The following is a 12,925-nucleotide window of genomic DNA, read 5'->3' as shown; positions in this document are numbered from 1 at the left end:
GACTGGCGGACAGGTTCGCGCCGTCCGAGGTCCGAGGTCCGAGGCCGCACCTGCCCGGCGGGCGGTGCGATTCTGTCCGTGGGCTTTACTGCGCTGCGCGCGAACAGGCCGCCGTGTCATCGCGGTGGATGACGCCGTCCTTCATCACGAAGAAGACCTTCTGCGTGACGCGGATGTCCTGGAGCGGATTGCCCGGCACGGCGACGACGTCCGCCAGCTTCCCCGGCTCCAGCGTCCCCAGCTTGTCCGCGACCCCGAGCAGCTCCGCCGCGTTCACCGTGGCGCTGCGCAGGGCCTCCGCCGGAGTGAGGCCCGCCTCCACCAGCAGCGCGAACTCCTCCGCGTTGCGCCCGTGGGCGAACACGCCCGCGTCCGTGCCGAACGCGATGCGCACGCCCAGGGAGATCGCCTTGTGCAGCACGTGCTCCCGCCGCTTGTCCACGGCGCGCAGCTTGGCGACGGTGTCCGGAGGCAACTTGCCCTGGTCCGCCAGCTCCTTCACTCCGAAGAAGGCCAGGGCGGTGGGCACGTACCAGGTGCCCTTCTGCTTCATCAGCGCCACGCCCTCGTCGTCCATCAGCGTGCCGTGTTCGATGGAGTCCACGCCCGCGCGGATGGCCCGCTTCGCTCCTTCCGCGCCGTGCGCGTGCGCGGCCACCTTGCGCCGGTGCGCGTGCGCTTCGTCCACCACCGCGTCCAGCTCCGCCTGGGTGAACTGCGGGGCGTCGGGGTCCGCGTTGAGGCTCATCACTCCGCCCGTGGCGCACACCTTGATGACGTCCGCGCCGTACTTGACGTTCTCGCGCACGCGGGCGCGCAGCGCGTCCGGGCCATCCGCCACGCCGGGGCTGGCGTCGTGGGCCAGCAGCCCCTTGCGGAACGAGTTGCCGTAGTCGCAGTGCCCACCCGTGGAACTCAGGCTGGACGTCGCCGCGAGGATGCGCGGCCCCACCACGTTACCTCGCGCAATGGCGTTGCGCAGGCCCACGTCGATGAAGTCCTCCGCGCCCAGGTTGCGCACGGTGGTGAAGCCCGCCATCAGCGTCGCGCGGGCCCAGGGCAGCGTGTCCAGCGTCTGTTCGGGAATCGTGCGCTGGAAGCTGTCGATGAGGTCCTTGCGCCAGTCCGTCCCGGGCTCCACGGTCAGGTGCGTGTGCGCGTCCATGAAGCCTGGCAGCAGCGTGGCGTCGCCCAGATCCACGACGCTCGCGCCTTCCGGCACGGGCGCCTTCGGGCCCACGCCCACCACCTTTCCCTCCGACACCACCACCACCCCCGGGGTGACGACCTTCCCCGTCTTCGCATCGAAGAGGCGGGCGGCCTTCAGCACCTGCACCCGGGCGGGTGCGGCGGCGGAGGAGGACAACGACAGCAGGAGGCACCCGAAGAGCAGAACATGTCGCAAGGTCCCGCCATGCTACAGCCTCGTGTCCTCACGCGCGCAGCCGGTCGAACTCCACGGCGCAGTGCGCGGAGAACACCTTCACCTCGTGCCCATGCGCGCGCACCAGGCCGCGCAGCCGCTCCTGGTTCTGGAGCCGCACGGCGTTGTCCACGGACTTCAGCCGCTGGAACAACGCCACGCCCCACGGGCTTCGCGGCGCCACCGTATCCACCTCGCGGTGGCTGAAGTACGCGTCCCCCGCGTGCAGCATCCAGCCTCCGGGGCCCTTCACCGCGACGCCGCAGTGGCCCGCCGTGTGGCCCGGCAGCGGCACCAGCAGCACCTCCGCGTCCAGGCCTGGAATCACCCGCACGGAGTCGAAGCCGAACCAGCGCTCACCGTCCACCGCGTACGGGTTCCACTTCGGCCCGTGTGCCCACTGGACCGGCTGGTATCCGAACTTCGCGCCGGTCTCCGGCGGCACCATGGCCGCAGCGTGTTCGGCCCCGAAGACGTGGACCTGTGCGTCCGGGAAGTCCACCAGCCCTCCGACGTGGTCCAGGTCCAGGTGAGTGGGCACGATGTGACGGACGTCCTCGCGCTTGAATCCCAGGCGCTCCACCTGGGCCAGCGCCGTCTCCGCGGGGTCCAACCGGGGCGCGTTCCGCTTCACGAAGCGCTGTCCCAGACGCCCCCGCGCGTCCTGCACGTCCCGGGTCCCCAGGCCCGTGTCCACGAGCACGAGCCCCCGGGACGTCTCCAGCAGCAGGCAGTGGCAGACCATCCGGGCCCGCTCGAACAGCCCGCCCGAGCCCGTGACGAACCGGGCGCTGGCGGGACACAGGGTTCCACAGTTGAGGTGATGGATTCGCATGCCCGGCAAGGTACGAACCAGGCCCCGGTGCCCGATTGGAGGAATCGGCCATGCGCCCAGGGCGCGGGTTGAAGCGCGGGCCCGTCCGTCCCATGCTTCCCCACGCATGGCCGCTCCGTCCGACAACGCGCTCGCCCCCCGGGCCGACCTGTCCCGCTTCGTCCAGCGCGTGCGCGTCCTCTGGCGCGGCCCGTCCCAGGACGCCTACGTCCGCCTGCCGGACGGCACCGTCGAGCTGGTGGTCCGCGTCACCTCCACCACCTGCGACGTGCACGCCCTGGGACCCCGGGAGCAGGTGGTGCGCAAGGCGCCCTCGGAGGTGCCTCCCGACACGCTGGGCATCCAGTTCAAGCCCGGCGGCGCCTATCCCTTCTTCGGTCTGCCCATGTCGGAGCTGGCCCAGCGCTCGCTCTCCATCGACACGCTCTGGGGCAAGGCGGATGGGGCCCGGCTCCGCGCCTCCCTGGCCGCGGCCCCCACCTCCCAGGCCCGCCTGCACACGCTGGAGACCGCGCTCGTGGACCGGCTCCACCGCGACGACGTCTACGAACCGGCCGCCGCGTACCTCGTGCGGCGCGGCATCCGCCTGCTCTCAGGCGCCGTGGAGCTCCCCCGCGTCGCGGACCTGGCCCGCACGCTGGGCGTGAGCGAACGGCACCTGCGCCGTGCCTTCGACGACGTGCTCGGAATGGGACCCAAGTCCTATGCCCGGATCGTGCGCTTCCAGCGCGCGCTCCAGGCCTCCGCCCGCCAGGGCACACGGCCGGACTGGGGAAGCATCGCCGCCGGTGCTGGCTACTATGATCAGGCCCACCTCATCGCGGACTTCCGGGCCGTGCTGGGCACCACGCCGGGCGCGTGGGCGCGGGCCCAGGCGGCCTGATCCGGTTCGGACGCGGCGCGTCGAGACGCGTCGGGTGGGAAAACCGCCTGCCCGGTAGGGGGCCCAGGGAATCGTTCGGGCGCTCGATCGTTGTGAGGGTTGCGTGGGCGTTTTCCCGGCTTGACCGACGCCGGGCCTTCCCTCACAAACGCCCCGTCCCCGCGGATCTCCGTCCCGCGGCCCGAAAGGATCCCATTCATGAAGCGATTGGTCGTCATCGCCGCCCTCGTGGGTGCCGCCCCGGCGCTCGCCGATGAAGGCATGTGGACGTTCAACAACTTCCCCGCCGCCAAGGTGAAGGAGAAGTACGGCTTCGAGCCGAATCAGCAGTGGCTGGACAAGCTCCGCCTGGGCGCGGTGCGTCTGGCCGGCGGCTGCTCCGCCAGCTTCGTGTCGCCGGACGGCCTGGTGATGACGAATCACCACTGCGCGCGCGGCTGCATCGAGCAGCTGTCCACCGCGAAGCAGGACTACCTGGCCAACGGCTTCTACGCGAAGACCCAGGCCGAGGAGAAGCAGTGCCCGGCGATGGAGGTGAACCAGCTCGTCGAGATCACCGACGTCACCGACCAGCTCAACAAGGCCACCCAGTCGCTGACCGGCAAGCAGTACTCGGACACGCTGAAGTCCGAGATGGCCAACGTGGAGAAGGCCTGCGCCAACGGCGACGACAAGGTGCGCTGTGACGTCGTCACGCTGTACCAGGGCGGCAAGTACAACCTGTACAAGTACCGCCGCTTCCAGGACGTGCGCCTGGTGTTCGCCCCGGAGCACGCCATCGCCTTCTTCGGCGGTGACCCGTACAACTTCGAGTTCCCCCGCTACGACCTGGACGTGTCCTTCGTGCGCGTCTACCAGGACAAGCAGCCGGTGAAGACGCCGGACTACTTCAAGTGGTCCGAGCACGGCGCGAAGGAGAACGAGCTGACGTTCGTGGCCGGCAACCCGGGCCGCACCTCGCGCGCGCTGACCATCGCGGAGCTGGAGTACGTCCGCGACGTGTCCATGCCCAAGACGCTCATGTACCTCTCCGAGCTGCGCGGCATGGTCACCGAGTTCCAGAAGCGCGGCCCCGAGCAGAAGCGCATCTCCAGCAACATGCTGTTCGGCGTGGAGAACGGCCTCAAGGCGTCCAAGGGCCGCCACGAGGCGCTGCTCGACAAGAAGTTCTTCGCCTCCAAGGTCGCCGCGGAGCAGGAGCTGCGCAAGAAGGTCGACGCGAACCCGGAGATGAAGAAGAAGTACGCCGCCGCGTGGGATGAGATCGCCAAGGCGGAGGCGCAGCTCGTCAACCTCCGCAAGGAGCTGGGCTACATCGAGCAGGGCCAGGGCCTGTCCTCCACCCTGTTCGGCATCGCCAGGACGCTGGTGCGCGCGGGCGACGAGCTGCCCAAGGACAACGGCCAGCGGCTGCGCGAGTTCAACGACGCCAACCAGCCCGCGCTCAAGGCGCAGCTCTTCAGCCCCGCGCCCATCTACCCGGAGCTGGAGATCGCCCGCCTGACGTTCAGCCTCACCAAGCTGCGTGAGGAGCTGGGCGCCAATCACCCCTTCGTGAAGAAGGTGCTGGCCAAGGAGTCCCCGGAGCAGGTCGCCACCCGCGTGGTGAAGGGCTCGAAGCTGAAGGATGTGAAGACGCGCCAGTCGCTCTTCGACGGCGGCAAGAAGGCCGTGGACGCGTCCAAGGACCCGATGATCCAGCTGGCCCTGCTGGTGGATCCGGACGCCCGCGCCATCCGCAAGAAGTTCGAGGACGACGTGGAGTCCGTCATCAAGAAGAACAGCGAGCTCGTCGCCAAGGCGAAGTTCGACATCTACGGCACCAGCCAGTACCCGGACGCGACGTTCTCCCCGCGCGTGTCGTTCGGCTCGGTGAAGGGCTACGTGGACGAGGGTCAGCAGGTCGCCCCCATCACCCAGATGGCCGGCGCCTTCGAGCACGCCACGGGCCAGGAGCCGTTCGACCTGCCCAAGTCGTGGGTGAAGTCGGAGAAGGTCATCACCGGCACCACGCCGATGAACTTCGTCAGCACCAACGACATCATCGGCGGCAACTCCGGCTCGCCCGTGGTGAACAAGAACCACGAGGTCGTCGGTCTGGTGTTCGACGGCAACATCCAGTCGCTGGGCGGTGAGTACGGCTTCGACGAGTCCGTGAACCGCACGGTGGCCGTGCACTCGGATGCCATCATCGAGGCGCTCCAGAAGATCTACGGCGCCAACCGCGTCCTGGAAGAGCTGCGCCCCGGCAGCACCAAGGTGGCGCCGGTGAAGGCCAACCCGGCGGGGTAGTCCTCCCCACCGCGTCCTGAAGTCCCCAGAGGCTGTCCGGTTCGCACCGGGCAGCCTCTTGTTCTTGGTAGCGTGCGCCCCATGTCGGACGACGCTCGAAGTGAGCAGTTCATGCGGGACGGGTTCCTCCGCATCGACCACGCGTTCCCCCGCGAGCTCGCGGACGAGGCGCGGGCCACCCTCTGGCGGGACACGGGCTGCGACCCGGATCGGCCCGCCACCTGGACCCGCCCCGTCATCCGCCTGGGCATGTACACCCAGAAGCCCTTCGTGGACGCCGCGAATACGCCCATGCTGCACGAGGCGTTCGACGCGCTCGTCGGTCCCGGACGGTGGCTGCCGTGCCGGGCCATGGGCACGTTCCCGGTGCGCTTCCCCTCACCGGAGGACCCGGGCGACACGGGGTGGCACATCGACGTGGGCTTCGACTTCGACAAGCCGGACTTCATGGACTGGCGCGCCAACGTCGCCTCGAAGGGCCGGGCGCTGCTCATGCTCTTCCTCTTCTCCGACGTGGGCGAGGACGACGCGCCCACCCGCATCCGCGTGGGCTCGCACCAGGACATCGCCCGGCTGCTGGGCCCTGCCGGCGAAGCGGGGCTGACGCTCCGCCAGCTCGCGGCCAACGGCTTCGCGGAGTCCGCCCACCGGCGGGAGGTCCTGGCCACGGGCGAGGCGGGCACCGTCTACCTGTGCCACCCCTTCCTCGTGCACTCGGCACAAGCCCACCGGGGCAAGCGGCCGCGCTTCATGGCGCAGCCGCCCCTGCTGCCCCGGGAACCGCTGAGCCTGGCCCGGCTCCCGGAGGACACGTCGCCGGTGGAGGAAGCCATCCGGCGCGCTGTCACTTGAGCGCCCTGCCCTCCCCGCTCACTCCCACTCGATGGTGGCGGGCGGCTTGGAGGAGATGTCGTAGACGACGCGGTTGATGCCGCGCACCTCGTTGGTGATGCGCGAGGAGATCTTCTCCAGGATGGGGTACGGGATGCGCGCCCAGTCCGCCGTCATGCCGTCCACGCTGGTGACGGCGCGCAGCACGCAGGTGGACTCGTAGGTGCGCTCGTCGCCCATCACGCCCACGCTCTGCACCGGCAAGAGCACGGCGAAGGCCTGCCACACTTCCTTGTAGAGCCCGGCCTTGTGGATCTCCTCCTGCACGATGGCGTCCGCGCGGCGCACCAGGTCCAGGCGCTTCTCGTTCACCTCGCCCAGCACGCGGATGGCCAGGCCCGGGCCCGGGAACGGCTGGCGGGAGACCATCTCGTCCGGCAGGCCCAGCTCACGGCCCAGGGCGCGGACCTCGTCCTTGAAGAGCTCGCGCAGGGGCTCCACCAGCTTGAGCTTCATGTGCTCCGGCAGGCCGCCCACGTTGTGGTGGCTCTTGATGGTGACGGAGGGGCCCTTCCACGACACGGACTCGATGACGTCCGGGTACAGCGTGCCCTGCGCCAGGAAGCCCGCGTCCTGCACGTCGCGGGACGCCTCCTCGAACACGGCGATGAACTCGCGGCCGATGATCTTCCGCTTCTGCTCCGGATCCGTCACGCCGGCCAGCTTCGACAGGAAGCGCTCGCGCGCATCCACCGTCTTCAGCGGCACGTGGAAGCGGTCCACGAAGAGCGCCTCCACCTGCGCCCGCTCGCCCTGCCGCAGGACGCCGTTGTCCACGAAGATGCACTGGAGCCGGGGGCCAATCGCCCGGTGCAGCAGGAGCGCCGCCACGGAGCTGTCCACGCCGCCGGACAGCCCGCAGATGACGCGGCCCTCCTCACCGACCTGCTTGCGGATGGTCTCCACGGCCTCGTCGATGAAGCCCTTCATCGTCCACGAGCCGGTGACCTTGCAGTCGTTGAAGAGGAAGGCGCGCAGCATGGCCTTGCCCTGCGGCGTGTGGACCACCTCCGGGTGGAACTGGAAGCCGTACCAGGGGTTCGTCATGTGGGCGGCCGCCGCGAAGGGCGAGTTGCCGCTGCGGCCAATGGCCTCGAAGCCCGGGGGCAGCTGGTCCACCCGGTCGCCGTGGCTCATCCACACCTGCACCTGGTCGCCCGGGCGGAACTCCGCGAAGGGCCCCCGCGCGCTGAGCACCTCCACCGCCGCGCTGCCGAACTCGCGGTGGGCGCCCCGGTCGATGCGGCCGCCCAGGAGCTTGGCGAGGAGCTGGAGGCCGTAGCAGATGCCCAGCACCGGGACGCCGGCCTCGAAGACGTAGGGGTCGCAGCGCGGGGAGCCAGGCGCTTCCACGGACGCCGGCCCGCCGGAGAGGATGATGCCGCGCGGCGCGAACTGGCGGATGTCGGCGGCGGGGAGGTCCGGGCGGTGGATCTCGCAGTAGACTCCCAGCTCGCGCACCCTCCGGGCGATGAGCTGGGTGTACTGGCTCCCGAAATCAAGGATCAGGATCTTCTCGGAGTGCAGGTCCACCGGCGATTCTCCCAGGGGGCGTCGTTGACGGGTGGGGGCCCTTATCGCTACAAACTTCGGGAAATCAACGCTGAAAGGCCGTCAATTGTTCGTGCGCCGCCTGTCCGCTTCCACTGCAGCAGCCATGCTCCTCCTGTCCTCCTCGGGGTGCGTGAAGGAGATCACCTCCGACGAACGCCTGGAACGAGACACCCGCAGCGTCGCGGTGAAGGACGCCCCCGGTGTCACGGAGCTGTCCAAGCTCACCTGTGACGACACCTCCGCGCCCCTCAACAAGGCGCGCGACGTGAACCGGCCGGAGTCCGACCGGCTGGTGGACTACGTCAACCTGTACTCGTCCCTGAAGGACCGCACGCACACCTTCGAGGACGCCATGGCCCGCAACCCGGACCTGAGCTACCGCGAGGGCAGCCAGAACCTGGTCAACGCCAAGGACACCTGCATCCAGCAGACCGCGGACGTCCGGGTGGAGTTCGAAACCTACCTGCGCGAGCTGGTGGACGTGCCCACGGTCCAGGAGATCAAGGGTGGCAACACCGTCACGGTGGCCCGCCTGGACTTCGGCACCCTGAAGAAGGCCATTGAGACGCTGGACCCGGACGACCGCGAGTCGCTCCTCCAGCGCGTGAACGCGGCGGAGAAGCGCGTGTCCACCACGGTCGCCCCCGCCGAGGACACGTCCACCGGCGGCAAGCGTCGCGGCAAGTAGTCCCCCGCCGTCCTCCCCCGGTGAGTGACTTCCCGGGGGGAGACTCCCCTGCCCCGAAGCCCCCTTGCAGCGAGGGGCTCGGGGACAGGCGGCCCTACTCCATCCGGTAGTTGGGCGCTTCCTCGGTGATGATGACGTCGTGCACGTGGCTCTCCTTGAGCCCGGCGGACGTGATGCGCGTGAAGGTGGCCTTCGTGCGCAGGTCCTCGATGGTGGCGCACCCCACGTAGCCCATGCCGCTGCGGATGCCGCCCAGCATCTGGTGCACGTTCATGGAGAGGGTGCCCTTGTACGGGACGCGGCCCTCGATGCCTTCCGGCACCAGCTTCACCGCCTCCACGTCGGACTGGAAGTAGCGGTCCTTGGCGCCCTGCTTCATGGCGCCCAGGCTGCCCATGCCCCGGTAGCTCTTGTAGCTGCGGCCCTGGTACAGGATGACGTCGCCGGGGGACTCCTCGGTGCCGGCGAACAGCGAGCCGATCATCACGGAGCTGGCGCCCGCGGCGATGGCCTTCACGATGTCGCCCGAGTACTTGATGCCGCCGTCGGAGATGATGGGGATGCCGTGCTTGTCCGCCTCGCGGGCGCAGTCATCCACCGCCGTCACCTGGGGCACGCCCACGCCGGCCACCACGCGGGTGGTGCAGATGGAGCCCGGCCCGATGCCCACCTTCACCGCGTCCACGCCCGCCTCGATCAGGGCGCGCGTGCCCTCGGCGGTGGCCACGTTGCCGGCGATGAGGTCGAAGCCGCGGAAGTTCTTGCGCGTGTCGCGCACGCCTTCAAGCACGCCCTTCGAGTGGCCGTGCGCGGTGTCCACGACGATGACGTCCACGCCCGCCTTCACCAGCGCGTCGATGCGGGCCTCGCGGTCCGCGGACACGCCCACGGCGGCGGCGCAGAGCAGGCGGCCCTTGGCGTCCTTGGCGGCGTTGGGGTGCGTGCGGCGCTTCTCGATGTCCTTGATGGTGATGAGGCCCTTGAGCTCGTAGGCCTCGTTCACGACGAGGAGCTTCTCGATGCGGTGCTCGTGGAGGAGCTTCTGGGCGTCGTCCTGGGCGATGCCCTCGTGGCCGGTGACGAGCTTCGTCGTCATCACGTCCTCGACCTTCTGGGAGAAGTTCTTCTCGAAGCGCACGTCGCGGCTGGTGAGGATGCCCACCAGGCGCTTGCCCTGCACCACGGGCACGCCGGACACGCCGTGCATCTTCATCAGCTCCAGGGCGCGGGCGAGCGGCGCCTTGGGTTCGATGGTGATGGGGTCCACCACCATGCCGCTCTCGAACTTCTTGACCTTGAGGACCTCCAGGGCCTGCTGCTCGGGCGTCATGTTCTTGTGGATGACGCCAATGCCGCCTTCCTGAGCCATGGCGATGGCGGTGCGCGCCTCCGTCACGGTGTCCATGGCGGCGGACAGGAGGGGCACGTTCAGGCGGATGTTGCGCGTCAGGCGGGTGGTGAGGTCGGCATCACGCGGGGTGACAGCGCTCTCACCGGGCAGCAGGAGCACGTCGTCGAAGGTGAGGGCCAGCCGGATATCGGGGTTCAACATGGGGGCTCCCGGAGGCCCCGCGGGGCACCAGCGCCCGGCGGGTGCGTGTCCATACGGTTTGCGCGGCTGCCGCGCAACGGAAGAAGGTTTTTTGCCGCCCGTTCCCGGGGCTTCGGGTGATACTGAGCGTCCCACACACACCCCTTGGGACTGGGACCGGGCCTTGGCGGATCTGAATCAAGCGGGGGCGGTCGGGCTGGTGGTGAAGCTGCCCTTCGCCACCCCCGAGGAGTTCCTCGCGAAATACGGGGGCAACATCACCCGGGGCGGCATCTATTTGCGCGCCAAGGCCGTGCGCCCTCCCGGCACGCCCGTTACCCTGGACCTCCGCCTGGCGAGCGGCGACCGGCTCCTCTACACGGCGGCCATCGTTCACTTCGTCACAGGACAGCAGGGCCAGGGCATCTCCGGCATGGGCCTGAAGTTCGGGGAGGCGGATCCACCGACCCGCCGGTTCCTGGACGCCGCGGTCGCCATCCTTCCGCATGCCCAGTCGGACCTGCCGCCCGTGCCCAATGGCGTGGGCCCGGCGGACTACACCGTCCCCGCCCCCGCGGCGGCCCCTGCCCTGCCCGCGGCCGTGCCGGCGGATCCCGGTGGCGCGCCCCGGATGGATGCCCCGGCCGCGCCCGCCCTGGAGATGGTGACGGATGCCGCGCTGGAGCTGAACACCGGGGAGCCGCCCCGGACGGGGCCGGTGATCGGCATCGACCTGGGGACGACGAACTCGTGCGCGGCGTTCGTGCGCGGTGCGAAGCCCGGGGTGCTGCCCAGCCGCGAGGGCCACAACACGGTGCCCTCCATCCTCGCGTTCAACCAGCGCGGCAAGCTGGTGGTGGGCCACCCCGCCAAGGGGCAGATGCTCACCAACCCGCGCCAGACGGTGTACGGCGCCAAGCGCCTGGTGGGCCGGCCGTACGCGTCGCCAATCGTCGGGCAGATCAAAGGCCGCTTCCACTACGAGATCGCCGCGGGCCAGAACGGTGAGGCGGCGGTGCGGCTGGGCGATCGCATCTATTCGCTCCAGCAGATCTCCGCGTTGATCCTCCGGGAAGTGCGCGAGGTGGCGCAGAACCAGCTGGGCCAGCCCATCTCCCGGGCGGTCATCACGGTGCCCGCCTACTACAACGACAACCAGCGGCACGCGGTGCGCGAGGCGGGCAAGCTCGCGGGCCTGTACGTGGAGCGCATCCTCAACGAGCCCACGGCGGCTGCGCTGGCGTACGGCTACGGCAAGAAGCTGAACCAGCGCGTGCTGGTGTACGACCTGGGCGGCGGCACGTTCGACGCGTCGGTGCTGGAGCTGCATGACACCGTCTACGAGGTGATCTCCACCGGCGGCGACACGTTCCTGGGCGGCATCGACTTCGACAACGCCATCGTGGAGTACCTCCTGGAGGAGTTCCAGCGGCAGACGGGCCGCGCCTTCCAGGGGGACCGGGTGGCCCTGCAGCGCATCAACGACGCGGCGGAGCGGGCCAAGTGCGCCCTCTCCGAGCGCTCCGAGATGCGCGTGCACGTGGCCTTCATCACGATGATCGACAACAAGCCGTACGACCTGGACGTCACGCTCACGCGGCAGAAGTTGATCGCCTTGACGGAGGGGCTGGTGGACCGCACGGTCCAGGTCTGTGAGGAAGTGCTCCAGGCCAAGGGGCTGAAGCCGCAGGACATCGACGAAGTCATCCTCGTCGGTGGGCAGAGCCGCTTCCCGCTGGTGCACGAGAAGATCACGAAGTTCTTCGGCCGGCCGCCCAGCAAGGGCGTGCACCCGGACGAGGCCGTGGCGCTGGGCGCGGCGCTGCTGGCGCACAGCCTGGGACAGATGGAAGGCGTGGTCCTCATCGACGTGCTGCCCATGGCCATTGGCGTGGGGCTGCCGGGTGGCCGCTTCAAGCCGGTGCTGGAGCGCAACGTGTCGCTGCCGGCCGCCAAGAGCTACACCCTCTCCACGCACCGGGACGGGCAGACGGAGCTGGAGCTCACGGTGTTCCAGGGCGACTCCGAGCGCGCGCAGGACAACGAGTACCTGGGCACGCTGCGGCTCGCGGGCCTGCCGAAGAAGCCTCGCGGCGCGGTGCAGGTGACGGTGACGTTCGAGGTGAACAACGAGTCGCTGCTGAAGGTGACCGCGAAGGAAGGCACGACGGGGCGCGAGGTGGTCAGCACGTTCACCACCCGGGACACGCCGGAAACGGTGAAGGCGCGGCTGTCGCAGCAGGAGACCCCGGTGGCGCCGGTGCCGCCGGTCGTGACACCTGGGGCCGCGGCTCCGCCAGCGCGCAACGTGGCGCCGTCCGTGCCGGTCGTTCTGGAGGCGGCGCCGGATGTAGCAGTCGTGTCAAAGCAGAAAGGTTTCATGGGGTGGTTGAAGGGACTGTTCGGCCGCGCCTGATGGCGTGGTCAGTCCCCACTTCCCGAGTGGGCTGACGTCGAGGGCCTCCCGTGTTTCATCACCGGGAGTGCCTACGGGATTGAGCACCCGGGCTGCTATTAAGTGTCGGAAATATTCCGACACATGGACGGCCCCCCCGTGCCCGACCTCTCGCGAACCCTGCCTGGCCTCCTGCTGAAGCTTGTTTCAGGGCCTTCTGCCCACGCGCCGCTCTACACCTTCCTGGGAGAGGACGACGGCGAAGAGACCGTCTGGAGCGCGTTCGATTTGGACGTGCGCGCGCGAAGGATTGCTTCGGCGCTGCGTGAGCACGGCGCGCAAGGCGAGCGCGTGCTGCTGCTGTACCCGCCGGGGCTGGACTACATCGCGGGCTTCTTCGGCTGTCTGTACGCGGGCGCGGTGGCGGTGCCGG

The 12,925-nt window shown here is 69.4% G+C and carries 10 protein-coding genes; 6 read left to right on the top strand and 4 right to left on the bottom strand.

Annotation, left to right across the window (positions count from 1 at the left end; all coding sequences use genetic code 11):
- Positions 1-85: 85 nt before the first annotated feature.
- Complete coding sequence (locus D7X32_RS21755) at positions 86-1,405, bottom strand: metal-dependent hydrolase family protein (protein WP_120604487.1); 1,320 nt, start codon at positions 1,403-1,405, stop codon at positions 86-88.
- A gap of 28 nt (positions 1,406-1,433) precedes the next feature.
- The gene (locus D7X32_RS21750; RefSeq protein WP_120604486.1) at positions 1,434-2,258 is read right to left on the bottom strand and encodes an MBL fold metallo-hydrolase; all 825 of its coding nucleotides are present in this window, start codon (positions 2,256-2,258) and stop codon (positions 1,434-1,436) included.
- Between the two features lie 106 nt (positions 2,259-2,364).
- Here D7X32_RS21750 and D7X32_RS21745 point away from each other — a divergent pair, with 106 nt between their 5' ends.
- The 3 genes from D7X32_RS21745 to D7X32_RS21735 all read left to right on the top strand — a co-directional run bounded on the left by D7X32_RS21745 (position 2,365) and on the right by D7X32_RS21735 (position 6,285).
- Entirely contained in the window at positions 2,365-3,141 is a 777-nt protein-coding gene (locus D7X32_RS21745) for a helix-turn-helix domain-containing protein (protein WP_120604485.1), read from the top strand.
- A 198-nt stretch (positions 3,142-3,339) separates the two neighbouring features.
- Entirely contained in the window at positions 3,340-5,433 is a 2,094-nt protein-coding gene (locus tag D7X32_RS21740; protein WP_120604484.1) for a S46 family peptidase, read from the top strand.
- An 81-nt stretch (positions 5,434-5,514) separates the two neighbouring features.
- Complete coding sequence (locus tag D7X32_RS21735) at positions 5,515-6,285, top strand: phytanoyl-CoA dioxygenase family protein (protein WP_120604483.1); 771 nt, start codon at positions 5,515-5,517, stop codon at positions 6,283-6,285.
- A gap of 18 nt (positions 6,286-6,303) precedes the next feature.
- Here the strand turns inward: D7X32_RS21735 and guaA are convergent, their stop codons facing one another.
- Positions 6,304-7,857 carry a glutamine-hydrolyzing GMP synthase gene (guaA, locus tag D7X32_RS21730; protein ID WP_120604482.1) on the bottom strand — a complete coding sequence of 518 codons (1,554 nt, stop codon included), beginning with the start codon at positions 7,855-7,857 and terminating at the stop codon, positions 6,304-6,306.
- A 124-nt stretch (positions 7,858-7,981) separates the two neighbouring features.
- On the opposite strand from guaA, the gene D7X32_RS21725 reads away from it, so the two are divergent.
- The gene (locus D7X32_RS21725; protein ID WP_120604481.1) at positions 7,982-8,566 is read left to right on the top strand and encodes a hypothetical protein; all 585 of its coding nucleotides are present in this window, start codon (positions 7,982-7,984) and stop codon (positions 8,564-8,566) included.
- Positions 8,567-8,660: 94 nt separating this feature from the next.
- Here the strand turns inward: D7X32_RS21725 and guaB are convergent, their stop codons facing one another.
- Positions 8,661-10,118 (bottom strand): IMP dehydrogenase, encoded by a 1,458-nt coding sequence (guaB, locus tag D7X32_RS21720; protein ID WP_120604480.1) that lies wholly within the window; start codon positions 10,116-10,118, stop codon positions 8,661-8,663.
- Positions 10,119-10,281: 163 nt separating this feature from the next.
- Between guaB and D7X32_RS21715 the strand changes: the two genes are divergently transcribed.
- Positions 10,282-12,513, top strand: a complete 2,232-nt coding sequence (locus D7X32_RS21715; RefSeq protein WP_120604479.1) for a TIGR02266 family protein — start codon at positions 10,282-10,284, stop codon at positions 12,511-12,513.
- Between the two features lie 123 nt (positions 12,514-12,636).
- Positions 12,637-12,925, top strand: a 289-nt coding sequence (locus D7X32_RS21710) for an AMP-binding protein (RefSeq protein ID WP_147450213.1), incomplete at its 3' end; no start/stop codon positions are given.

It is taken from the genome of Corallococcus carmarthensis, from assembly GCF_003611695.1.
Lineage (GTDB): Bacteria > Myxococcota > Myxococcia > Myxococcales > Myxococcaceae > Corallococcus > Corallococcus carmarthensis.
This window is presented reverse-complemented; position numbering and strand designations above follow the sequence as displayed.

Bases quoted from the DNA above. Each gene is read 5' to 3' on its own strand.
- D7X32_RS21740 (WP_120604484.1), top strand. From the start codon at position 3,340: ATGAAGCGATTGGTCGTCATCGCCGCCCTCGTGGGTGCCGCCCCGGCG.
- D7X32_RS21725 (WP_120604481.1), top strand. From the start codon at position 7,982: ATGCTCCTCCTGTCCTCCTCGGGGTGCGTGAAGGAGATCACCTCCGAC.
- D7X32_RS21735 (WP_120604483.1), top strand. From the start codon at position 5,515: ATGTCGGACGACGCTCGAAGTGAGCAGTTCATGCGGGACGGGTTCCTC.
- D7X32_RS21745 (WP_120604485.1), top strand. From the start codon at position 2,365: ATGGCCGCTCCGTCCGACAACGCGCTCGCCCCCCGGGCCGACCTGTCC.
- guaB (WP_120604480.1), bottom strand. From the start codon at position 10,118: ATGTTGAACCCCGATATCCGGCTGGCCCTCACCTTCGACGACGTGCTC.
- D7X32_RS21750 (WP_120604486.1), bottom strand. From the start codon at position 2,258: ATGCGAATCCATCACCTCAACTGTGGAACCCTGTGTCCCGCCAGCGCC.